This is a genomic window from Geodermatophilus sp. SYSU D00705 (genome assembly GCF_054050135.1).
The window spans coordinates 47,419-68,046 of sequence record NZ_JBJGYT010000021.1 but is presented as its reverse complement, the minus strand read 5'-3'; the positions used below and the strand labels follow the sequence as shown (position 1 = coordinate 68,046).

General features: G+C 75.4%; 22 protein-coding genes. 16 read left to right on the top strand and 6 right to left on the bottom strand.

Going from position 1 to position 20,628, the window contains the following annotated elements:
* Positions 1 to 67: 67 nt before the first annotated feature.
* Positions 68 to 451: a PaaI family thioesterase gene (locus ACI78Q_RS16420; protein WP_456924480.1), complete on the bottom strand. Its 384-nt coding sequence runs from the start codon at positions 449 to 451 to the stop codon at positions 68 to 70.
* Between the two features lie 37 nt (positions 452 to 488).
* A complete protein-coding gene (locus tag ACI78Q_RS16415) occupies positions 489 to 1,277 on the bottom strand; it encodes an IclR family transcriptional regulator (RefSeq protein ID WP_456924479.1) in 789 nt (262 codons plus the stop codon).
* A 79-nt stretch (positions 1,278 to 1,356) separates the two neighbouring features.
* Here ACI78Q_RS16415 and ACI78Q_RS16410 point away from each other — a divergent pair, with 79 nt between their 5' ends.
* The 9 genes from ACI78Q_RS16410 (at position 1,357) to ACI78Q_RS16370 (ending at position 10,240) form a co-directional block, all read left to right on the top strand.
* Positions 1,357 to 2,451 carry a cupin domain-containing protein gene (locus ACI78Q_RS16410; protein ID WP_456924478.1) on the top strand — a complete coding sequence of 365 codons (1,095 nt, stop codon included), beginning with the start codon at positions 1,357 to 1,359 and terminating at the stop codon, positions 2,449 to 2,451.
* A gap of 32 nt (positions 2,452 to 2,483) precedes the next feature.
* The gene (locus ACI78Q_RS16405) at positions 2,484 to 3,356 is read left to right on the top strand and encodes a fumarylacetoacetate hydrolase family protein (protein WP_456924477.1); all 873 of its coding nucleotides are present in this window, start codon (positions 2,484 to 2,486) and stop codon (positions 3,354 to 3,356) included.
* Between the two features lie 26 nt (positions 3,357 to 3,382).
* Positions 3,383 to 4,072 carry a maleylpyruvate isomerase family mycothiol-dependent enzyme gene (locus tag ACI78Q_RS16400; protein ID WP_456924476.1) on the top strand — a complete coding sequence of 230 codons (690 nt, stop codon included), beginning with the start codon at positions 3,383 to 3,385 and terminating at the stop codon, positions 4,070 to 4,072.
* 26 nt (positions 4,073 to 4,098) lie between these two features.
* The gene (locus tag ACI78Q_RS16395) at positions 4,099 to 5,001 is read left to right on the top strand and encodes a LysR family transcriptional regulator (protein WP_456924475.1); all 903 of its coding nucleotides are present in this window, start codon (positions 4,099 to 4,101) and stop codon (positions 4,999 to 5,001) included.
* Between the two features lie 190 nt (positions 5,002 to 5,191).
* Entirely contained in the window at positions 5,192 to 6,361 is a 1,170-nt protein-coding gene (locus ACI78Q_RS16390; protein WP_456924474.1) for an acyl-CoA dehydrogenase family protein, read from the top strand.
* A 118-nt stretch (positions 6,362 to 6,479) separates the two neighbouring features.
* Positions 6,480 to 7,484, top strand: a complete 1,005-nt coding sequence (locus tag ACI78Q_RS16385; protein WP_456924473.1) for an ABC transporter substrate-binding protein — start codon at positions 6,480 to 6,482, stop codon at positions 7,482 to 7,484.
* A gap of 78 nt (positions 7,485 to 7,562) precedes the next feature.
* A complete protein-coding gene (locus tag ACI78Q_RS16380; protein WP_456924472.1) occupies positions 7,563 to 8,414 on the top strand; it encodes an alpha/beta hydrolase in 852 nt (283 codons plus the stop codon).
* 121 nt (positions 8,415 to 8,535) lie between these two features.
* Positions 8,536 to 8,958: a YciI family protein gene (locus tag ACI78Q_RS16375; protein ID WP_456924471.1), complete on the top strand. Its 423-nt coding sequence runs from the start codon at positions 8,536 to 8,538 to the stop codon at positions 8,956 to 8,958.
* A gap of 55 nt (positions 8,959 to 9,013) precedes the next feature.
* On the top strand, positions 9,014 to 10,240 hold the full coding sequence (locus ACI78Q_RS16370) for an RNA polymerase sigma factor (protein ID WP_456924470.1): 1,227 nt from the start codon (positions 9,014 to 9,016) through the stop codon (positions 10,238 to 10,240).
* Between the two features lie 7 nt (positions 10,241 to 10,247).
* On the opposite strand, the gene ACI78Q_RS16365 is transcribed toward ACI78Q_RS16370, so the two are convergent.
* The 3 genes from ACI78Q_RS16365 to ACI78Q_RS16355 all read right to left on the bottom strand — a co-directional run bounded on the left by ACI78Q_RS16365 (position 10,248) and on the right by ACI78Q_RS16355 (position 11,512).
* Complete coding sequence (locus tag ACI78Q_RS16365; protein WP_456924469.1) at positions 10,248 to 10,616, bottom strand: hypothetical protein; 369 nt, start codon at positions 10,614 to 10,616, stop codon at positions 10,248 to 10,250.
* Positions 10,617 to 10,755: 139 nt separating this feature from the next.
* Positions 10,756 to 11,076 carry a hypothetical protein gene (locus ACI78Q_RS16360; protein ID WP_456924468.1) on the bottom strand — a complete coding sequence of 107 codons (321 nt, stop codon included), beginning with the start codon at positions 11,074 to 11,076 and terminating at the stop codon, positions 10,756 to 10,758.
* Complete coding sequence (locus tag ACI78Q_RS16355; protein ID WP_456924467.1) at positions 11,066 to 11,512, bottom strand: GNAT family N-acetyltransferase; 447 nt, start codon at positions 11,510 to 11,512, stop codon at positions 11,066 to 11,068. Before ACI78Q_RS16355 ends, ACI78Q_RS16360 begins: the two co-directional genes overlap by 11 nt.
* A gap of 86 nt (positions 11,513 to 11,598) precedes the next feature.
* Here ACI78Q_RS16355 and ACI78Q_RS16350 point away from each other — a divergent pair, with 86 nt between their 5' ends.
* The 7 genes from ACI78Q_RS16350 (at position 11,599) to ACI78Q_RS16320 (ending at position 19,059) form a co-directional block, all read left to right on the top strand.
* On the top strand, positions 11,599 to 12,612 hold the full coding sequence (locus tag ACI78Q_RS16350) for an iron ABC transporter substrate-binding protein (protein ID WP_456924466.1): 1,014 nt from the start codon (positions 11,599 to 11,601) through the stop codon (positions 12,610 to 12,612).
* A 74-nt stretch (positions 12,613 to 12,686) separates the two neighbouring features.
* Positions 12,687 to 14,204 (top strand): ABC transporter permease, encoded by a 1,518-nt coding sequence (locus ACI78Q_RS16345; RefSeq protein WP_456924465.1) that lies wholly within the window; start codon positions 12,687 to 12,689, stop codon positions 14,202 to 14,204.
* Positions 14,201 to 15,253: an ABC transporter ATP-binding protein gene (locus tag ACI78Q_RS16340; RefSeq protein WP_456924464.1), complete on the top strand. Its 1,053-nt coding sequence runs from the start codon at positions 14,201 to 14,203 to the stop codon at positions 15,251 to 15,253. The genes ACI78Q_RS16345 and ACI78Q_RS16340 overlap by 4 nt, the downstream gene beginning before the upstream one ends.
* Positions 15,254 to 15,255: 2 nt before the next feature.
* Positions 15,256 to 16,062 (top strand): aldolase/citrate lyase family protein, encoded by an 807-nt coding sequence (locus tag ACI78Q_RS16335; protein ID WP_456924463.1) that lies wholly within the window; start codon positions 15,256 to 15,258, stop codon positions 16,060 to 16,062.
* The gene (locus tag ACI78Q_RS16330) at positions 16,059 to 16,913 is read left to right on the top strand and encodes an NAD-dependent epimerase/dehydratase family protein (RefSeq protein WP_456924462.1); all 855 of its coding nucleotides are present in this window, start codon (positions 16,059 to 16,061) and stop codon (positions 16,911 to 16,913) included. Before ACI78Q_RS16335 ends, ACI78Q_RS16330 begins: the two co-directional genes overlap by 4 nt.
* Positions 16,910 to 17,596, top strand: coding sequence for a glycosyltransferase (locus ACI78Q_RS16325; protein ID WP_456924461.1), 687 nt, complete (start codon positions 16,910 to 16,912; stop codon positions 17,594 to 17,596). Before ACI78Q_RS16330 ends, ACI78Q_RS16325 begins: the two co-directional genes overlap by 4 nt.
* 251 nt (positions 17,597 to 17,847) lie before the next feature.
* A complete protein-coding gene (locus tag ACI78Q_RS16320; RefSeq protein ID WP_456924460.1) occupies positions 17,848 to 19,059 on the top strand; it encodes a DUF222 domain-containing protein in 1,212 nt (403 codons plus the stop codon).
* Positions 19,060 to 19,109: 50 nt separating this feature from the next.
* On the opposite strand, the gene ACI78Q_RS16315 is transcribed toward ACI78Q_RS16320, so the two are convergent.
* Positions 19,110 to 20,549 (bottom strand): hypothetical protein, encoded by a 1,440-nt coding sequence (locus ACI78Q_RS16315; RefSeq protein ID WP_456924459.1) that lies wholly within the window; start codon positions 20,547 to 20,549, stop codon positions 19,110 to 19,112.
* Positions 20,550 to 20,628 lie beyond the last annotated feature (79 nt).

The window sequence follows — 20,628 nt, the reverse complement described above, 5'->3', positions numbered from 1 at the left end:
ACGGACATGGTCGGAGGCCGCAGTGTCCCGGCCCCTCCCGGCGGTGTCCACGCACCGCGGGGTGCAGTCAGCGCTGCAGCAGCGCGAAGGTCGCGACCGCGTGGGCCAGGGCCCGGCCCTCCTGCTCGACGTCGGCCTCGCAGACGGTCAGGTGCTCCCCGCGGGTGCGCACCCGCGCGGTGACGGTCAGGGGCCCCGGCCGCCCCGGCCGCAGGTAGGTCACGGTCAGCTGGCTGGTCGCCGGCACCTCGCCCTCGCCGGTGGTGGTGCGCACCGCCTGGCCCATCGCCGTGTCGACCAGCGTGGCCAGCACGCCGCCGTGGAGGGTGCCGGCCGGGTTGAGGTGCTCGTCGCGCGCCTGGAAACCGATGCGGGCGCTGCCGTCGTCGGCGGTGGTCACCTCCGCCCCGAGCCGCTCGGCGAAACCCCCGGGCCCCTTCTGCTCTGCCATGGCGCCTCGCTACCCGGGCGCCCGGCGTCCACTCGGGTCAGGACGGCGTGCGCAGCCGTTCCTGCACCAGCTCGGCACCGCGGACGACGGCCGGGGCCAGCGCGCGGATGGCCTCGACGTCCCGCATGCGGCTGCTCGGCGCCGCCACCCCGAGCCCGGCCAGCGGCTGGCCCACGGTGTCCCGGAGCGCCACGGCGACCGCGCACACCCCGTCGGCGCTCTCCTCCCAGTTGAGGGCGTACCCCTGCGCCCGGATGGTGGCGAGCTCCGCGCGCAGCTGCCCGAGGTCGGTGAGCGCGGCGGTCGTCGTGCCGCCCGGGAGGGTGCCGCCGGGGTAGCGGCGGTCCAGCTCGGCGTCGGACAGACCGGCGAGGACCGCCTTGCCCACCGCCGAGGCGTGCGCCGGCCGGACGACGCCGGTGCGGTTGCCGACGCGCACCGACCGCGGGCTCTCGGCGCAGTCGAGGAAGCGCACCGTCGTCCCCTCGAGCAGGGCGAGGCTGACCGTCTCCTGGGTCTCCTCGCGCAGCTGCTCGAGCACCGGGCGGGCCACCCGCCGGATGTCGATGCGGTTGACCGCGGCCAGGCCGATCTCGTAGAGCGCGGGGCCGGGTCGGTAGGCGCCGTTGGGCCGGTCCTGGGTGACGAACCCGCGCCGGCGCAGGGCGGTCAGCAGCCGGTGGGCCGTCGACCGGGCGACGCCGAGCAGGTCGGCCGCCTCGGCCACCCGCAGGGCCTGGCTCTCGCCCACGAGCTGCAGCAGCACGAGGGCGTTGTCGACCGACGTGGTGGTCGGGCCCTCCGGGACCGACTCGGAATTCGACATGCCGGAACTGTAGAGCGCTTCCTAGGTGGAGTGTGGAACTGCTGTCTAGCCTGACCCGCATGACCGAGGAGGTCCGTCGATGACTGCCACCCCCGACACGCGTACCGACCTCGAGCTGGAGGCGCTGTACCGCGACCTCGCCGCGGTCGACCTCCGCCCGCTGTGGACCATCACCGAGCAGCTGCTCACCCCGACGCCCCGGCCCCGGGCCGTCCCGTGGCTGTGGTCGGCGGCGACGATGAAGCCCCTGGCCCGCCGGGCCATCCAGCTGGTCCCGGTCGAGCGCGGCGGGGAGCGGCGGGTGCTCAGCCTCCAGAACCCCGGCCTGGGCGGCCGGCCGTACGCCGCCGGCACGCTCTGGGGCGCCATCCAGTGCCTCGGCCCGCGGGAGACCGCGCCGGCGCACCGGCACACGCCGGGCGCGGTGCGCTGGGTCCTCGAGGGCGAGGGCGTCTGGACGACGGTCGACGGCGATGCGTGCGACATGCACCCCGGTGACCTGGTGCTCACGCCGTCCTGGAACTGGCACGACCACGTCAACGGTGGCGACTCGGAGATGTTCTGGTTCGACGGGCTCGACCTGCCGATGGTCGAGGCGCTCGACGCCGTCTTCTTCGAGCCGTACCCGGGCCCGGGGGAGAGCCAGCCCCAGCCGGCCGAGCACAACCTCTCCGAGCGGGCGCACCCGCCGGGTACCCGGTACGTGCGGGGCGCGGTCGACGGGCCGCTGACCCCCGCGCCGTCGCCCCTGCTGATCTACCGCTGGGCCGACACCGCCGCCGAGCTCGACCGGCTGGCCGCGGAGTCCGACGAGCCGGTGCTGGCGCTGGAGTACGTCAACCCGACCACCGGTGCCAGCGTGCTGCCGACCCTGGGCTGCTCGGTGCTGCGCGTGCGCGCCGGCGGGCACAGCGCCCCGGTGCGCCGCAGCGGCAACGCCGTCTTCGTGGCGTTCCAGGGCTCGGGTTCGACGGTCATCGACGGGCAGCGCTTCGACTGGGGTCCCGGCGACATGTTCGTCGCGCCGTCCTGGTCGGCCGTCGAGCACGCCGCCGGCGAGGAGAGCGTGCTCTTCCAGCTCACCGACGCCCCCGTGCTGCGCGCGCTGGGCATCTACCGCGAGCAGGTCCTGCCCGGGCCGCAGACGGTGACCGGCACCTTCACCCCACGCTGAGAACCACCCGTTCCCGCAGACACTGGAGACCCGTGAAGCTCGCACTCTTCGACGACCACCGGCTCGGGGTCGTCTCCGCCGACGACGCGACCGTGGTCGACGTGACCGCCGCGCTGCCCTGGCCGCACGACCCCGACCCGCTCACCGCCGGGTGGTGGCGGGCGCTGTGCCGCGACTCCGCCTCGGTCCTGCCCCGGCTCCGCGAGGCCGCCGAGACCGGACCGCGGCGTCCGGTGGCGGAGGTCGCGCTGCGGGCGCCGGTCCTCGGGCCGTCCAAGGTGCTCGCCGCGGCCAGCAACTACGGCGAGCACGTGGCCGAGATGCACGGCGTCCAGGAGCGGACGCTGGGCCGGGTCGAGTCCTGGATGATGGAGTTCGACGTCTTCCTCAAGGCGCCGTCCTCGATCGTCGGCCCGGGTGCCGACATCGTGCTGCCGCGGGACGTCGTCGCCGCCGGGCACGAGGTGCACCACGAGTCGGAGCTGGTCGTCGTCATCGGCGCCGGCGGCAAGGACATCCCGGTCGAGTCGGCCATGGACGCCGTCCTCGGCTTCACCGCCGGCCTGGACATCACGGTGCGCAGCGCCGCGGACCGCTCCCGCCGCAAGAGCTACGACACCTTCAGCCCGCTGGGGCCGTGGCTGGTCACCACCGACGAGGTCGGCGACGGCTCGGACCTGGACATCCTGCTCACCTGCGAGGGGCAGGTGCGCCAGGCGGTCAACACCCGGGACCTGCTCACGCCAGTGCCGCAGATCGTCGCCTACGCCTCCTCGGTCATGACCCTGCTGCCCGGCGACGTGCTGTTCACCGGCGCCCCGCCCGGTGTGGGCCCCATCACCCCGGGTGAGAAGCTGGAGATGACCATCAGCCGGATCGGGTCGATGGCGGTCACCGTCCGCTGACCCGGCCCCTCGCCGAGGAGGCGCGCATGACCAAGCCGGAGACGCTCGACTGGTGGGCCGACGGGGAACGGCTGTTCGGCACCGCCCTCGGCCGGCTCACCGACGAGGAGTTCGAGGGACCGTCGCTGCTCCCCGGCTGGAACCGCCAGTACCTCCTCGCGCACGTGGCCCGCAACGCCGACGCGCTGTGCAACCTGCTCCACTGGGCGCGGACCGGCGTCGAGACGCCGATGTACGCCTCGGCCGAGGCCCGGGAGGCGGGCATCGCCGAGGCGGCGGCCCTGTCGCCGGCGGCGCTGCGGGGCGAGGTGCTGGCCGCCACCGCGCGGCTGGCCGAGGCGGTGCACGGCCTCCCGGAGGAGGCCTGGTCGGCTCCGGTCCGCACGGCGCAGGGGCGCGAGGTCGCGGCGTCGGAGGTGCCGTGGATGCGCTGCCGCGAGGTGTACGTGCACGCCGTCGACCTCGACGCGGGCGTGGGCTTCGGCGACATCGACGACGAGGTGCAGGCGGCGATGGTCGACGACGTGTTCCGGATGTGGGACCGCCGCGACCAGGTGCCCGACGTCGTGGTGTTCGCCGGTGACCGCGAGTGGGGGACCGGTGCGGTGGCCGTCTCGGGTCCGCTGCCCTCGGTGACGGCGTGGCTCACCGGGCGCTCGCGCGGTGACGGGCTGAGCGCGGACGGCGGCATCCCCGAGGTGCCCGCGTGGCTGTGACCGCGCCCGCCGCGGCGCGGTAGCCCGTGGAGCTGCGCCACCTGCGCTACTTCGTCTCCGTCGCCGAGGAGCTGCACTTCCGGCGGGCCGCGCAGAAGCTGCACATCGCCCAGCCGGCCCTCAGCAAGCAGATCAGCGCGCTCGAGCACGAGCTCGGCGTGCGGCTGCTCGACCGCGACCGCCGGGGAGTGCTGCTCACCGAGGCCGGCCGGGTCTTCCTCGCCGAGGCCGTCGAGGTGCTCGCCCGCGCGGACGGCGCCGTCGACCGGGCCCGCGCGGTCGTCCGCGGCGAGGTCGGCCGGCTGACCATCGGCTTCATCCAGCCCGCCCTGGCCGACCTGCTGCCCCGGTCGCTGCGCGCGTTCCGCCGGCACCACCCCGGCGTCGTCCTCAGCCTCAGCGAGGAGACCAGCCGGTCGGCCGTCGAGAAGATCACCGACGGCAGCATGCACCTGGCGTTCACCCGGCTGCCCGTCACGCCGCGGCCGGAGCTGCGCACCGAGCCGATCAGCCAGGAGCCTGTGCTGCTGGTCGTGCCGCGCGGGCACCGGCTGGCCGAGCGGCCGTCGGTCCGCCTGGAGGAGATCGCCGGCGAGGAGGTCATCCTCATCGAGCGCTCGGTGGAGCCGGGGCTGCACGACTACTACGTCACCGCCTGCAACAAGGCCGGCTTCAGCCCGCGGGTCGCGCACGAGGTGAGCAGCACCTCGATCGCCCTCGGCCTGGTGGCCGGTGGTCTCGGCGTCGCCTTCGCCCCGGCGTCGGCGCGGCTGGCCGCCTCGGCGGCGGTCGCCCACGTGCCGCTGGAGGACGGCGACCTCGCGCTGACCATGGGCGCCCTGTGGCGCGCCGGGCCGCGCCCGGCCGTGCTCGACAACTTCCTGGCCCTGCGCCCCTGGGAGGACGGGGAGCTCCCGCGGGCGACCTGACACCTCGCGGTCATCAGCCGCGTGGAGGACGGCCTCTCGAGCCGTCGCACCGGAGGCGTAAGCCCGGCTCGCACGCCTCATTCCCAGCAGGAATCAGTGCGGCCCCACTCCCTATCACCGGGACGTCGTGCTGCGCGTCACACGTGCCTACATTCCTCTGCGGACGGGACCGGCGACGCGAGGAGCGGGCATGACGGTGCAGGAGCAGGCGGTGGCCACCGGGCGGACGCCGGCCGAGGTCCTCCGCGCGGCCGAGGGGCTGGTCGACCTCGTCGACGCGCACGGCGAGGAGAACGACCGCACCGGCCGCATCGCCGAGCCGGTGGTCGAGGCGCTGTACGACATCGGCGCGATCGGCGTCTTCACCCCGCGCGCGCTCGGCGGCGCGGAGATGACCCCGCGGCAGGCGATGGACCTGTTCCGCACGCTGTCCTACGCCGACCCCTCTACCGGCTGGGTCACGATGGCCCTGGGGCTGGCCACCGGCCTGGCCGGGGCGTTCTTCCAGCCCGACGCCGCCCGCGAGCTGTTCGCCACCCCGCGGCTGGGCATCGCCGGCCAGGGGACCAAGCCCGGCCGCGCCGTCCCCGTCCCGGGCGGGCACCGGATCAGCGGCGAGTGGTCCTTCGCCTCCGGGATCAAGCACGGCACCCACCTGCACACCGCGGCCATGGACACCGAGACCGGCCAGACGCGGTTCTTCATCGTGCCGGTCGAGCAGGTGACCTTCATCGAGAACTGGGACGTGCTCGGCCTGCGCGGCACCGGCAGCATCGACTACACGCTCGAGGACTGCTTCGTCCCGATCGAGTACAGCTACCCGTCGCTGTCCACCGAGCCGGTCACCGGGGGCGACCTCTACCGCATCGGCATCGGCAACTTCGCGAGCATCAACCACGGCGGCTGGGTGCTCGGCGTCGGCCGCCGGGTGCTCGACGAGCTGGCCGCCGTCGTCCGCGCCAAGGCCGGCCGCCCCGGCGCGCAGACCGACACCGCCGCCTTCGCCGAGCACTACGCCAAGGCCGAGGTCGAGCTGCGCGCCGCCAAGGCCCTCCTCTACGAGGTGTGGGAGGAGATCGAGGCGACGCTGGCCCGGGGGGAGGAGATCCCGCTGCGGCTGCACACCCTCAACCGGGTGGCGCTGCACAACGCCACGTTCTCCGTCGCCGGGATCGCCCAGTTCGCCTACACCTCCGCCGGCACCGACGCGCTGCGCCGGGGCACCATGCAGCGGCTGTTCCGCGACGTGCACGGTGGCACGCAGCACGTGTCGTCCTCGCCGCTGATCATGCAGTCCGCCGGCCGCGAGCTGGCCGGCCTCGAGGACGGCAAGCGCTGGGTGCACTTCTCGCTCAAGTGACGCCATGTTCGATCTGGCGGAACTTCCACCACTTTGATTGCCGTGCGTGGAACGGTGACGTACGTTACAGCGCGCCGTCCGCCAGGACGGCGACCCGAACGACCTCCAAGGAGACCGGATGAAGTCCTCGAGAGCCGCCTGGGCGCTGGTGACCGCCAGCGTCCTCATGGCGAGTGCCGCGTGCGGCGGGTCCGACGACGGGGGCTCGAGCGACGCGTCCGGTGCCACCGCCGGCGGCGGGGACGGCGGCCTGACGACGCTGACCATGGCCGAGACCCCCGGTGGCCCGTACTCCTTCGTGGCCTACGGCGTCCAGCGCGGGCACTTCGAGGACGAGGGCATCGACCTGCAGGCGCGGGTCAACCCCGGCGGCGGCACCGCCACCGTCCCGGCGCTCGTGCAGGGCGACATGGACGTCCTCGGCCTGGACCTGGTCTCGGCCATCACCAGCATCAACGCGGACCTGCCGATCAAGATGGTCGCCGCCGGCAGCGCCACCTCCGAGGAGGCCGACGGGGACTTCGCCGCGGTCCTGGTCAAGCCCGACAGCCCGATCCAGGGCCCGGAGGACCTCGACGGCGTCCGGATGGGCGTCAACGCGCTGCGCAACGTCAACGACCTGGCGATCGGCCGGATCCGCGACGAGCAGGGCTTCGCCGAGAACGCGATCAGCCCGGTCGAGCTGCCGTTCCCTGAGATCCTCGCCGCCATCACCCGCGGTGACGTGGACGCCGGCATCGTCATCGAGCCGTTCGCGACCATCGGGCAGAACCAGGGCCTGCGGGTCGTGCACCGCCCGTGGGTCGGGATCGAGCCCGGCCTGCAGATCGGCACCATGGTGATGACCGACGAGACCATCGCGCGGGTGGGTGACGACGTGGTGGAGGCCTTCGGGCGCGCCGTGCAGGCGACCGCCGACGACATCCGCGAGGACCCGGAGTCCTTCCGCAAGGCGATGCCGGAGCTGATCGACATCGACCCGGCCCTCGCCGAGAACATCAACCTCATCCAGTGGCGGGGCAAGAACGACCCGGAGTCGATCCAGACCTTCGGTGAGCTGATGGTCAAGTACGGGCTCATCGACGAGGAGATCGACTACGACGCGGCGATCATCGACGACTGACCCCCCATCGACTGACCGGAGGCCCCCGGTGCGGCGACGGCGCCGCACCGGGGGCCTTTCTCTCTCGCGAGGAGCTCCGTGAACCTGGCCACCGGTGGTCCGCAGTTGGTGGACGTGCCCGCCGAGGACGGCGTGCTGCTGGAGAGCCTGCTGTACCCGCCGCCCGCGCAGCCCGTCGCGGCGCTGCTGCACGTGCACGGCAAGGGCGGCAACTGCTACTCCGGCCCGCCGCGGATCCTGCCGCCGCTGGTGGCGCCGGACCGGTTCGTGCACCTCGCGCTCAACCTGCGCTGCCACGACCTCGGCTACAGCCGCCTCCGCAACGCCCCGGGCATCGCCACGCGCGCCGAGGCCGCCTACGGCGGCATGTGGGAACGCCTCGACGACGGCCCGCTGGACCTCCGCGCCGGCGTGACCTGGCTGCGGGACCGGACGGGCCTGCCGGTGTTCGTCGTCGGGCACTCCGCCGGCGGCTACTTCCTCGGGGACATGGCCCCCGGCCCGGAGGTGGCCGGGCGGGTCTTCCTCTCCCCGCTGACCTCCGTGCGGTTCCCGCTGACGGCGTGGTTCGCCGACGACGCGGCCCTGGAGGCGGCCCGGGCGCACGCGCAGGACCTCGTCGACCGCGACCGGGGCCACCTGCTGATCCCCGTGCCCGCCTGGTACTTCGCCATCTCGGCCACCTCCTTCCTGGAACGTCTCGCCGAGCGCCCGGACCGCTGGCTGGACGGGTGCAACGCCTCGTCGTCCCCGCTGCTGCTGGCCTGGGGCGGCGCGGAGACCCGGGCCGGCGCGTGGCGCGACCTCTACGAGCGGATGCGCGTCCCCGACCGCGCCTGCCTCGAGCTGCCCGGGGCAGGGCACGAGTACGGCGGCGCCGAGGCCGCCCTCGCCGCGGAGGTCACCCGCTTCGTCGACGCCCACGTCTGAGATCGCCGGAGATTTCTCGGGCGTCGTGTCGATCCGCGCCCCGGCCGTTCGACGTGTCGGTGAGGGTGGGGTGCACGCCGGTCAGCAGGGCCGGCGCCCCACCGGCGAGGAGGAGGGCCCCATGCGCTACATGGTGATCGTCAAGGCGTCCGAGGACAGCGAGCGGGGCGCCATGCCCACCGAGCAGGAGCTCGCCGAGATGGGTGCCTACAACGAGGAGCTGGCCAAGGCCGGCGTCATGCTCGCCGGCGAGGGCCTGCACCCCAGCTCCCGCGGTTTCCGGGTCCGCTACGCGCAGGACGGGAGGACCACCGTGGTCGACGGCCCGTTCGCCGAGACCAAGGAACTGGTGGCCGGCTACTGGATCCTGCAGGTCAGCTCCCTCGAGGAGGTGCTGGAGTGGGTCAAGCGGATCCCCTTCCGCGACGGCGAGGTGGAGGTCCGGCAGGTGTTCGAGGCCGACGAGTTCGGCGAGGCCTACACCCCGGAGCTCCGTGAGCAGGAGGACCGGATCCGGGCCGCCGTGGAGCAGCAGCGGGCCTGAGCGTCCGAGCGTCTGGGCGGGGGCGGCGGTGAGCAGCGGGACGACGACCTCCCGTGTGGTCGAGGCCGTGTGGCGGATCGAGTCCGCCAAGCTCGTCGCCGCCCTCACCCGCGTCACCGGGGACGTCGGGCTGGCGGAGGACCTGGCCCAGGAGGCCCTGGTCGCCGCGCTCGAACGGTGGCCGCGGACCGGCGTTCCCGACAACCCGGCCGCCTGGCTGATGGCCACGGCCAAGCACCGCGCGGTCGACGTCTTCCGGCGCGCGGAGCGGCTGGAGCGCAAGACCGCCGAGCTCGGCCGCGAGCTGGCCGAGGCCGACGAGCCGGACCGGGCCGCGGCGCTGGACGAGGTGGTCGAGGACGACGTCCTGCGGCTGGTCTTCATCGCCTGCCACCCGGTGCTCTCCCGCGAGGCCCGGGTCGCGCTGACCCTGCGGCTGATCGGCGGCCTCACGACCGACGAGATCGCCCGGGCCTTCCTCGTGCCCGAGGCCACCGTCGCGCAGCGGATCGTGCGGGCCAAGCGCACCCTCGCCGCCGCCCGGGTGCCCTTCGAGATGCCCGCCGGCCCCGACTTCGCCGCCCGGCTCTCCTCCGTGCTCGAGGTCGTCTACCTGGTGTTCAACGAGGGCTACGCGGCGACGGCGGGGGAGTCGTGGACCCGGCCCGAGCTCTGCCAGGAGGCGCTGCGGCTCGGGCGCGTCCTCGCCGCGCTGACCCCGGCGGAGGGCGAGGTGCACGGGCTGGTCGCGCTCATGGAGCTACAGGCCTCGCGGGTGCGCGCCCGCACCGGCCCGGACGGCGAGCCGGTGCTGCTGCCCGACCAGGACCGCGGCCGCTGGGACCACGTGCTCATCGGCCGCGGCCTGGCCGCGCTGCGACGCGCCGAAGGCACCGGGACGGGCCTGGGGCCCTACGGGCTGCAGGCGGCGATCGCGGCCTGCCACGCGCGCGCCCGCACCGCCGAGGAGACCGACTGGGTGCGCATCGCCGCGCTCTACGAGGCGCTGGCCGAGCTGCTGCCCTCCCCGGTGGTCGAGCTCAACCGCGCCGTCGCGGTGTCGCGCGCCTACGGCCCTGCGGCCGGGCTCGAGCTCGTCGACGAGCTCACCGGTGCGCCGGCGCTGCGCGGCTACCACCTGCTGCCCGCCGCCCGTGGGGACCTGCTCCTGCAGCTCGGCCGCGGGCGGGAGGCGCGGCGGGAGTTCGAGCGGGCCGCGTCGCTGACCCGCAACGAGCGGGAACGCGCGCTGCTGCTGCACCGGGCCGCCGGGTGCGGGTGAGCTGCGGTCAGGAGCGCGTGAGTCGCTCGGCGTGCGCCGTCTCCTCCGCCCGCACCGGCGAGGCCGACGCGCCTACCAGCCGCCACGAGGTGCGGACGCCGTCGGGTCCCACGCACTCCCCGCGGGCCAGCGCCTCCTCGACCAGGCCGCGCACCCGCGCCTCGTCCGCCGGGTCGGCCGCGAACAGCACCCGCACCTGCAGGTGGTCACCGTCGCGAGCCGCCGCGGTGTGGTGCGGCGCGAGCGGGCAGGGCGGGTCGTGGGTCCAGCTGCCGCAGAGGGCGATCGTGACCGCGCCGCCGGGAGCCCGCTCGTCGCCGCCGGCCGGCAGGTCCAGGACGGCGTCGTGGGCGAAGGCGCGGCGCTCGGCGGGCACGGGCGGAGCGTGCGCCGCGGACGGCGGGGTGTCCACCGCAGCTCCGCCCGCACGTCATACAGAACGAGGTCGTTTCGTAGAATGGGCGGACACCGCGGGGAGACCCGGTGTCACGGGGGACCCGGGCCTCCCCGCGGGCTCACGGGGACAACCGCTCCAGCAGGGCCCGCGCGAACGCCTCGGCGGCCGGGTCCACCGGTCCGGCGGCAGCCGCCCGCAGCCACGCGGCGAGCGGGGCCGCGAGCGCCGGCGACAGCGCCGTGATCCAGGGGGCTGTCCCGGCCCGTGCCTCCGCCACGTGCTCGGTGCCGCCGCCGGGCAGGTGGGCGACCACCTCGGGCCGGCTGGCCAGCAGCCCGCCGGCCCGCCAGTCGCCGGGGGTCGTGCGGGCGGCCAGGTCCTCCAGGCGGGTCGCCGCCGTGTGCACCAGGTCGGCGCCGCCCCGGGGATCAGGGTTCACGGCGCATCGGCACGTGCGGGATGCCGTCCTCGACGTAGCCGGGACCGCTGCGCCGGAAGCCGAACCGCTCGTACCAGCCCTCCAGGTGGGCCTGCGCGCCGAGCGTGATCGGGTACCCCTCGGACAGGTCGATGCCGGCGCGGATGAGGTCGGCGGCCAGCCCGCGCCCGCGGTGCGTCGCCGCGGTCGCGACCCGCCCGATCGCGCGGGTGCCGCCGTCGTCCAGCACCCGGATGGTGGCCGCGACCGCGCCGTCGTCCTCGAACCACAGGTGCACCGTCGCGGGCTCGGCGTCCCGGCCGTCCAGCTCCGGGTAGGGGCACTGCTGCTCCACCACGAACACGTCGACCCGCAGCCGGCACAGGGCATAGACCTCGAACGGGGTGAGCTCGGCGAAGCGGGCGGTCCGCATGGGCAGGGTCGGAGCGGGGTGCACGACGTCAGTTGTAGCCCACGCCGCGGCGGCCGTCCGTGGTACACCTTCTGGTCAGGTATGGCTTGCCTATCTTCGGAGGCGTGTGCGTGAACAGGCTCGGGCGGACGACTGCTGCGGCACTGACCCTCGCGGGGGTGCTCAGCGGCTGCGGTTCGGAAGCCGCGGGCGACGCGGAGACGCTGACCGTCTACAGCGCCCAGCACGAGAGCCTGGTCCGCACCATGCTCGAGGACTTCACCGCCGAGACCGGCATCGAGCTGGAGTTCCGCGACGCGAACGACGCCGAGCTCGCCAACCAGATCGTCCAGGAGGGAGAGGCGTCGCCGGCCGACGTCTTCCTCACCGAGAACAGCCCGTCGATCGACATCCTGGACGACGAGGGGCTGCTCGCGCCGCTGGACCAGGCGACCCTCGACCAGGTCGGGCAGCCGTACCGGCCGGCGTCGGGCACCTGGACCGGCTTCGCCGCCCGCTCCACCGTGCTGGTCTACAACCCGGCGCAGCTGCCCGAGGCCGAGCTGCCCGCCTCGATCCTCGACCTCGCGGACCCGCGGTGGGAGGGCCGCGTCGGCATCGCCGCCGGCGGGCCGGACTTCCAGGCGATCGTCAGCGCCGTCCTCGCGCTGCGCGGTGAGGACGCCACCCGCGCCTGGCTCGCGGGCCTCGAGCGCAACGCCTCCGTGTACCAGAGCAACACCGCGGTCATGGTCGCCGCCGACGAGGGCGAGATCGACGCCGGTGTCATGTACCACTACTACTGGTACCGCGACCAGGCCGAGAACGCGCTCAAGGGCGACGACGCGCGGCTGCACCTCTTCCGCAACCAGGACCCGGGCGCCTTCGTCAGCGTCTCCGGGGCCGGCGTGCTGGCCTCCTCCGACCAGCCGGAGCAGGCGCAGCAGCTGGTCGCCTACCTCACCAGCCCGGAGGCCCAGCAGAAGCTGGCCGAGAGCTCCGCGCTGGAGTACGCCGTCGGGAACGGCGTCGCCTCCGCCGACGTGCTGCCGCCGCTCGCGGACCTGCAGGCGCCGGACGTCGACCCGGGGTCGCTGGACCAGCAGCGGGTCACCGAGCTCATGCAGGAGGTGGGGCTGCTCTGAGCGCTCCCGCACCGCCCGCTCCCGCGACGCCGACCCGGCCGGCCGTCCCGGGGCGAGGCCGCCCGCGCTCCGCGGTGCGCCGCACGCCGGTCACGCTGGTGCTCGCCGCGGCCGTCGCCGCGCTGACCCTGCTGCCGCTGGCCTACATCGTCGTCTCGACCGTCGAGGTGGGCTGGAGCGGCATCCAGGAGCTGGTGTTCCGGCCGCGGGTGGGGGAGCTGCTGTGGAACACCGCCCGGCTGGCCGGCGGGACGGTGCTGCTGTGCGCCGTCCTGGGGGTGGGCGCGGCGTGGCTGGTCGAGCGGAGCGCCCTGCCCGGACGGCGGGCCTGGCACGTGCTGCTGGTCGCGCCGCTGGCGGTGCCGGCGTTCGTCAACAGCTACGCGTGGATCTCGCTGCTCCCGGGGCTGGACACCTACGCCGGTGCGCTGCTGGTCGTGACGCTGTCGTACTTCCCGTTCGTCTACCTGCCGGTGGTCGCCGCCTTCCGTGGGCTGGACCCGGCCCTCGAGGAGACCGCCCGCGGCCTGGGCCTGTCCGGCTGGGCGGTGTTCCGGCGGGTGCAGCTGCCCCAGCTGCGGGTGGCGCTGCTCGGCGGCAGCCTGCTGGTCGCGCTCCACGTGCTGGCGGAGTTCGGCGCCCTGCAGATGCTGCGCTACGCGACCTTCACCACCGCGATCTACGACCAGTACCGGGCGACCTTCAACGGGCCGGGCGCCACCACGCTGGCCGGCGTCCTCGTGCTGCTGTGCCTCGCGCTGCTGCTGGCCGAGGTGCGGCTGCGCGGCCGGCACGGCTACGCCCGCACCGGCGCGGGCGTGGCCCGGCCCGGCCGGCCGGTGCGGCTGGGCGCGCTCACCGTCCCCGCGCTGCTGGGCCTGACCGCCCTGGTCGGGCTCTCGCTGGCGGTGCCGCTGGGCAGCCTGGCCACGTGGCTGGTCCGCGGCTCGTCCACCGACCCGGAGGTGGGCGCCCTGGTCGCCACCACGGGGACGACGCTCGGGCTGGCCGCCGCGGCCGCCGCCGTCACCACCGCGATGGCGCTGCCCACCGGCTGGCTGGCGGTGCGCGCCCGCGGCCGGGTGGCGACGCTGCTGGAGCGCAGCACCTACCTGGGCAGCTCGGTGCCGGCGATCGTCATCGCGCTCGCGCTGGTCACCATCGCCATCGACGTGACGCCGTGGATCTACCAGACGGTGCCGGTGCTGCTGGCCGCCTACGCGATCCTGTTCCTGCCGCGGGCGATCGTCACCGTGCGCTCCGCGGTGGAGCAGTCGCCCCGGCTCTACGACGACGTGGCGGCGTCCCTCGGCTCCTCGGCTCCGGACCGGCTGCGCCGGGTGACGCTCCCGCTGCTCGCGCCGGGCATCGGCGCCGGCGCCGCGCTGGTGTTCCTCGCGGTGGTCACCGAGCTGACCGCCACTCTGCTACTCGCCCCCACCGGGACGACGACGCTGGCGACGGCGTTCTGGTCGGCCAGCAGCGCCCTGGAGTACGGGGCGGCCGCGCCCTACGCCGTCGTCATGGTGCTGCTGTCGGCGCCGGCCACCGTCCTGCTGTCCCGAGACGTCCGTAGAGGTCTGACCACATGAGTTCGCTGACCGTCACCGGTGTGACGAGGTCCTACGGGTCGACCCCGGTGCTCACCGGCGTCGACCTGCACGTGCGCGAGGGCGGCCTCACCGCGCTGCTGGGCCCCTCGGGGTGCGGCAAGACGACGCTGCTGCGGCTCATCGCCGGCTTCGACGACCCCGACACCGGCACGATCGAGCTCGGCGGGCGACTGGTCGCCGGGCCCGGCCGCAGCGTCGCCGCGCGCCGCCGGCGGATCGGGTTCGTGCCGCAGGAGGGCGGGCTGTTCCCGCACCTGAGCGTCGCGGGCAACGTCGCCTTCGGCCTGCCGCGTCGGCAGCGCCGCGACCCCGGCCGGGTGGCGGAGCTGCTCGCCCTCGTCGGCCTCGACGCAGGCCTGGCGCTGCGCTCGCCGCACCAGCTCTCCGGCGGCCAGCAGCAGCGCGTGGCGCTGGCCCGCGCACTGGCGCCCCGACCCTCCCTGGTGCTGCTCGACGAGCCGTTCTCCTCCCTCGACGCGTCGCTGCGGGAGGAGACGCGGCAGGCGGTGGCCGAGGCGCTGACCGCCTCGGGGGCGACCGCGGTGCTGGTCACCCACGACCAGGCCGAGGCGCTGTCGATGGCCGACGAGGTGGCCGTCCTCCGCGGCGGCCGGCTGGTGCAGCTGGCCGATCCGCGCACCCTCTACCGCAGCCCCCTCGACCTCGACGTCGCGACCTTCGTGGGCGAGTCCGTCGTCCTGGACGCCGAGGTCCGCGGCGGGCAGGCGCACTCGGTGCTCGGCGTCCTGCCCCTGGACCGGCCGTGCCCGGACGGGCCCGCGCGGGTGCTGCTGCGGCCCGAGCAGCTGCGGCTGGGCGTCCCCGGTGCGGGCGGCCCGACGGCGCGGGTGGCCGGGGTGGACTTCTTCGGCCACGACGCCCGGGTCCGGCTGGAGCTGCACGCCGGTCCCGCGTTCAGCGCCCGGCTGGAGGGCCGGGACCTGCCGTCGGCGGGGGACGACGTGTCGGTGCGCGTCGTCGGCGCCGGGCTGCCGTTCCCCGTGGGCGGGGTCGTGCAGACGGCTTAGGCATGCCTAAGCTCACCCGCGTGGACCTCTTCCTCTTCTCCGTGGACCCGACGTGGGGCGCCGACGTGGTCGCCGCCGGCGCGGCCGGCATCGTCGTCGACTGGGAGCGCCGCGGGAAGTACCGCCGGCAGGCCGGCGAGGGCACCCAGATCAACGCCGACACCCCCGCGGACCTCAGCCGCATGCGGGCCGCCACCGACGGGCGGCTGCTGTGCCGGCTCAACGGGTACGGCCCCTGGACGGCGGCCGAGGTCGATGACGCGGTGGCCCGCGGCGCGGACGAGCTCATGCTGCCAATGGTCCGCACGACCGAGGAGGTCGACCGCACCCTGGACCGCGTCGCCGGACGCTGCGGCCTGGGCATCCTGATCGAGACGCAGGACGCCGTCGCCCGCGCCGACGAGCTGGCCCGGCGGCCGCTGTCGCGGGTCTACGTGGGCCTCAACGACCTGCGCATCGACCGCGGCGCGACGCAGCTGTTCACCCCGCTGGTCGACGGCACCGTGGACGCCGTCCGCGCCACGGTCACCGACCGGCCCTTCGGCGTCGCTGGGCTGACCCTGCCCGGGGGCGGGTTCCCCGTGCCGGGGATGCTGCTGGCCGCCGAGCTGCTCCGCATGGACACCGGGTTCACCTTCCTGCGCCGCTCCTTCATCGCCGACATGGCCGGCCGCGACCCGTTCGTCGAGGTGCCGCGGCTGCACGCCGCGCTGGACGACCTGCGCGCCGCCACCCCCGAGGAGGCCGCCGGACGGCGGGCCGCCTTCGTGGCCGCGGTGACCGGCGTCCCGGAGGCGCAGCCGGCGTGAGGGCGCTGGTCACCGGCGCCGGGGGCTTCGTCGGCCGCCACCTCGTCGTCCGGCTGCGGTCCGAGGGCTGGGACGTCGTCCCGCTGACCCGGGCCCGGGCCGACCTCGCCGACCCGCTGGCCGCGGCAGCGGCGGTGCGGGACGCCGACCCCGACGTCGTCTTCTCCCTCGCCGCCGGCCGGGCGAAGGCGACGGCCGCCGAGCGGGCGGCCACGGTGGCGGTCAACACCAGCCCGTGGCTGGTCGACGCCCTGCCGGACCGCTGCCGCGCCGTGGTGCGGCTGGGCTCATCCACCGAGTACGGCGCCGGCGCGGCGCCGCTGACCGAGGACGCCCCGCTGCGGCCCCGCGGCTTCTTCGGCGCCACCAAGGCCGCCGGCTCGCTGCTGCTGCAGGCCGCCGGCGCCGAGCGCGGGGTGCGGACGGCGGTGCTGCGGGCGTTCCAGGTGTACGGCCCCGGGGACCACCCGACGCGGCTGGTCCCCGTGGTGCTGGCGGCGGCCCGCAGCGGCGCCGTCGTCCCGCTGCCGGCACGGGTCAGCCGGCGGGACTGGGTGTGGGTCGGCGACGTCGTCGACGCCTGCCTGCGCGCCGCGCTCGCCGACGACCTGCCGCCGGGGCAGGTGCTCAACATCGGCACCGGCGTGCAGACCGCCACCGAGGAGCTCGTCGCGGTCGCCGCGCGGGTCACCGGCCGGCCGATCGCCACAGCACCGGGTGCGCACCCGGGACGGGACTGGGACACCGACTGCTGGGTCAGCGACCCGTCGCTCGCCGCGGCGCTGCTGGGCTGGACGCCGACCGTGGACCTGGCCGAGGGCCTGGCGCTGACGTGGGCTGCCGGGGGATGAGCGGTCCGCGCGTCGCCGTCGTCGTCCCCGTGTACCGCAACGAGGCGACACTGGCCCCGCTCGCGCAGCGGGTGGCCGCCGCGCTGGCCGGCCGGGACTGGCGGCTGCGGCTGGTCATCGACGCCTCGCCCGACGACAGCGTGCGGGTCGCCTCGGCGCTCAGCGCCGCCGACCCCCGCGTCGCGGTCTCCGGGCTCACCGTCAACGGCGGCCAGCACGCCGCGCTGGCCCACGGCCTCGCGGCCGAGCCCGACGCCGACGTCTGGGTGTGCCTCGACGCCGACCTGCAGGACCCTCCGGAGGCGGTGCCGGTACTGCTGGACCGGCTCGCCCTCGGCGACGTCGACGCCGTCTTCGCCGGACGCCGCGGCGCCTACGAGTCGGCGGCCCGCCGGCTGAGCGGGACGGTGCACCGCCGGCTGGCCGCCCGGCTCACCGGGCTGCCGCCGGACGCCGGCGCCTTCCTCGCGATGGGTCCGGAGGTGCGCGAGGCGGTCGTGGCGGCCGTGCTCGGCGGCGGTGCGCCGAGCGTCGTGCTGGCCGTCGGCGCCACCCGCCGGCCGGTCACGAGCGTGCCCGTGGCGCGGGACCGGCGGCCGGAGGGCCGCTCCGCCTGGAGCAGCCGGGACCGCCTCGCGCAGTCGGCCCGCTCCCTGGTGTGGGCCCTGCGGCAACGCCGCTGACCTGCTCGAGAGGCTTCGCTCGGCGGCTGCGGTGGCCGGGCGGCACAGCCGCGCGCCGCGACGGTGGTGACGCGACCCCAGTGCCGCGCCCGCGAGGGCCTCCTGGCGCGGCGACGTGGAGGGCATCTCCGTAGCCTCCGCAAGACGCCTTCGTGATCTGTGGACATGGCTCTGAGCTGGGGATTCGCGTGGTCTGCGCCTTCTCGCCGGGATAGACTTCGAACACCTGATCGAAGGCGGCGGGAGGTGTCGTGGACGGCTTGTCGTCGGTGCTGGACGCCCTCGCCGGCGACGGCCTCCACGCACTGTCTGACGGGGAGCTGCTGGACCGCACCGCCGCGCTCGTTGCGTCCCGCAACCGCCTGGACGCCGAGCTGGCCCGCACCGTGCGCACCGCCGACGCCCGCCAGGCCGCCGCGCACGACGGGCTCAAGAGCATGCAGTCGTGGTTGCGCGGGCACGCCCGGTTGTCCGGCACGGCCGCGGCGCGGGTGGTGCGCGGCGGGCGGGCGCTGGCGCAGCTGCCGGCGCTCGCGGAGGCCTGCGCCGCCGGAGATGTCGCGGCCGAGCAGGTCGCCGTCATCGCCCCGATCACCAAGGACGACCGGCTGGCCGCGGCCGCCGAGCAGGGCGTGGACCTGGCCGAGGTCGACACCGCCCTGACCTCCGTGGCCAAGGATCTGCCGTACCAGAAGCTGACCCTGGCCGTGGGGCACTACCTGGCCCGGCTGGAGCCCGACGGGGCCGAGCCCGATCCCACCGAGACCCGGGCGGTGTGGCTCGCCCGGCACGCCGACGGCGGCCTCACCGCCCGGGTCGAGCTCGACGCCGTCGGCGGGGAGAGGTTCTGCACCGCCCTGGAGGCCCTGGTGCAGGCCGGCCGCGGCGCCGGGGACACCCGCACCCGCGCCCAGCAGCTGGGCGACGCGCTGGTGCAGCTGTGCGACAACGCCCTCGCGTCCGGGAGCCTGCCGGTGCTGCGCACCGTCAAGCCGCAGGTGATGGTGCGCATCGACCTGGCCGACCTGATCGACCCGAAGGCCGCCCCCGGCGCCGCCGAGACCGGCTTCGGGACCGCGATCTCCGCCGCCCGCGCCCGCTGGCTGGCCTGCGACGCGGCCGTCTCCCGGATCGTGATGACCCCCGACGGCACCCCGCTGGACCTCGGCCGGGACAAACGCGTCGTGCCCCCACACCTGCGCAAGGCGGTGGAGGCCCGCGACCGGGGATGTGTGTTCACCGGCTGCCAGGCGCCCACCTTCTGGTGCGACGTGCACCACCTGCGGGAGTGGATCAACGGCGGCCAGACCACCCTGGCCAACTCCGCGCTGCTGTGCGAACGGCACCACACCAAGGTCCACCACGGCTTCCGCGTGCACCGACAACCCGACGGCCGCTGGCGCACCTGGCGACCCGACGGCACCGAGATCGTGATCGGCCCACCACTGCTCACCGCCGCATGACACCGCCGACGCGGACAGCGCGAACCGGCGTGCCCCACCGCGCGTCCGGCTCAGCGCTCCCAGAGCTGCACGACGAGGTCGGTCTTGCCGGCGGGGAAGGACCGTTCGTCGGTCATCCGGAGCCCGGCGGAGGCGAGGATCTCGTCGTCGTCGGTGGGCACCGGAGCGCCGTCGATGATCCGGCGAATCAACCACACCCGGTCGGCCGAGCCCGGTGCGTCGTCCGGGGGCAGGGCCACGTCGGCCCGCAGTTGCGGCGCGGTCGTCCGGACGTAGTGGTCCAGCCCGGTCGCCGACCGCTGGTCGGCCGCCACGACCGGCTCGCCGGGACGGTGCTGCGCAGCGAGGTAGGCCACCACCTCGTCGGCGCGCTCACGCGGCTCCCGAACGGCCAGCGGCGAGCTGGCCAGCAGGGCGCAGGCCACCAGGAGAGCGGCCACCGGTGCCCGCGCGGTCCGCGGTACCGCCATCGCGCCGGCGGCGGCGAGCACGCCGAGCCCGAGCAGCCCGGCGAGCAGGTAGCGGGGCAGGTACACCGGCCGCACCAGCTCGGCGCCGAGCAGCAGCAGGAGCGGGACCAGCACCCAGCAGGTCCCGACGACGCGCAGACCGGGCGCTCGCACCGCCCCGAGCACGGCCAGCCCCACAGCGAGGTACAGCAGGGGAGTCCGGCCCCCGGCCCACGCCTCGACGGCGAGGTCGGCCAGCGTGCCGCCGGTGTCCCGCAGGTGCTCGGCGTTGCGGGCCCCGGTGCCGTTGAGCAGGTTGACCGCCACCAGCCCGGCGGCCGGGACGACGGCGGCCGCCCCGATGAGCACGACCGGCAGTGCCCGCCGGCCACGCAGCAGCAGTGCGGCCACGACGAACGCAGCCAGCACCGTGACCGCGTACCAGTGCATCAGCCCCATGCCGGCGCCGGCCAGGCCGAACAGCAGCAGCCCGCGCGGCGCCCCCTGCAGCCACCGCACCAACCCCAGCGCCGCGCCACCGGTGGCCAGCACGACCAGTCCGTAGCTGCGGGCCTCCACCGCCTGCTCCAGCACCAGCGGGCTGGCCGCCAGCACCACACCGGCCAGCACGCCCATCGACCGGGACGCCAGCCGGGTGACCGCCCGGGTCACCAGCGCCAACCCGCCCGCGGTGGCCAGCAGCGACAGCACGCGCAGCGAGGTGTCCCCGCCGAGCCCGGGCAGCGAGGCCCACGCGTGCACGACCAGGTAGTAGGGGGCGTTGTACGACGGCGGCACGTCGACCAGGTAGCTCGTCGTCCCCCTGCCGCCGACGACCGCGGCGACGATCTCCCGGAACGGCAGCCGTCCGACCTCCGCCGTGAACAGCTCGTCGAACCACAGGCCGTGCCCCGGCAGCAGGAGCACCGTGCCGAGGACGGTGACCACCAGGGGCGGCAGCAGTTCGACCGGCGTCCACCGCGTGCGGGTCCGGCGAGCCTCCCGTGGCGGTGCGGCATCCACGACCACCGGCGAGCTCACGAGGCGCAGGTTAGGCGACCGGCCGCCGGAGGTCCTCGACCGTCCACCGCGGCACGCGGCGTCGGACCCGGCTGAGGAG

Coding starts and splice junctions, on each gene's coding strand:
- ACI78Q_RS16420 (WP_456924480.1), bottom strand. CDS start 451: ATGGCAGAGCAGAAGGGGCCCGGGGGTTTCGCCGAGCGGCTCGGGGCG.
- ACI78Q_RS16415 (WP_456924479.1), bottom strand. CDS start 1,277: ATGTCGAATTCCGAGTCGGTCCCGGAGGGCCCGACCACCACGTCGGTC.
- ACI78Q_RS16410 (WP_456924478.1), top strand. CDS start 1,357: ATGACTGCCACCCCCGACACGCGTACCGACCTCGAGCTGGAGGCGCTG.
- ACI78Q_RS16400 (WP_456924476.1), top strand. CDS start 3,383: ATGACCAAGCCGGAGACGCTCGACTGGTGGGCCGACGGGGAACGGCTG.
- ACI78Q_RS16390 (WP_456924474.1), top strand. CDS start 5,192: ATGACGGTGCAGGAGCAGGCGGTGGCCACCGGGCGGACGCCGGCCGAG.
- ACI78Q_RS16385 (WP_456924473.1), top strand. CDS start 6,480: ATGAAGTCCTCGAGAGCCGCCTGGGCGCTGGTGACCGCCAGCGTCCTC.
- ACI78Q_RS16375 (WP_456924471.1), top strand. CDS start 8,536: ATGCGCTACATGGTGATCGTCAAGGCGTCCGAGGACAGCGAGCGGGGC.
- ACI78Q_RS16340 (WP_456924464.1), top strand. CDS start 14,201: ATGAGTTCGCTGACCGTCACCGGTGTGACGAGGTCCTACGGGTCGACC.
- ACI78Q_RS16335 (WP_456924463.1), top strand. CDS start 15,256: ATGCCTAAGCTCACCCGCGTGGACCTCTTCCTCTTCTCCGTGGACCCG.
- ACI78Q_RS16325 (WP_456924461.1), top strand. CDS start 16,910: ATGAGCGGTCCGCGCGTCGCCGTCGTCGTCCCCGTGTACCGCAACGAG.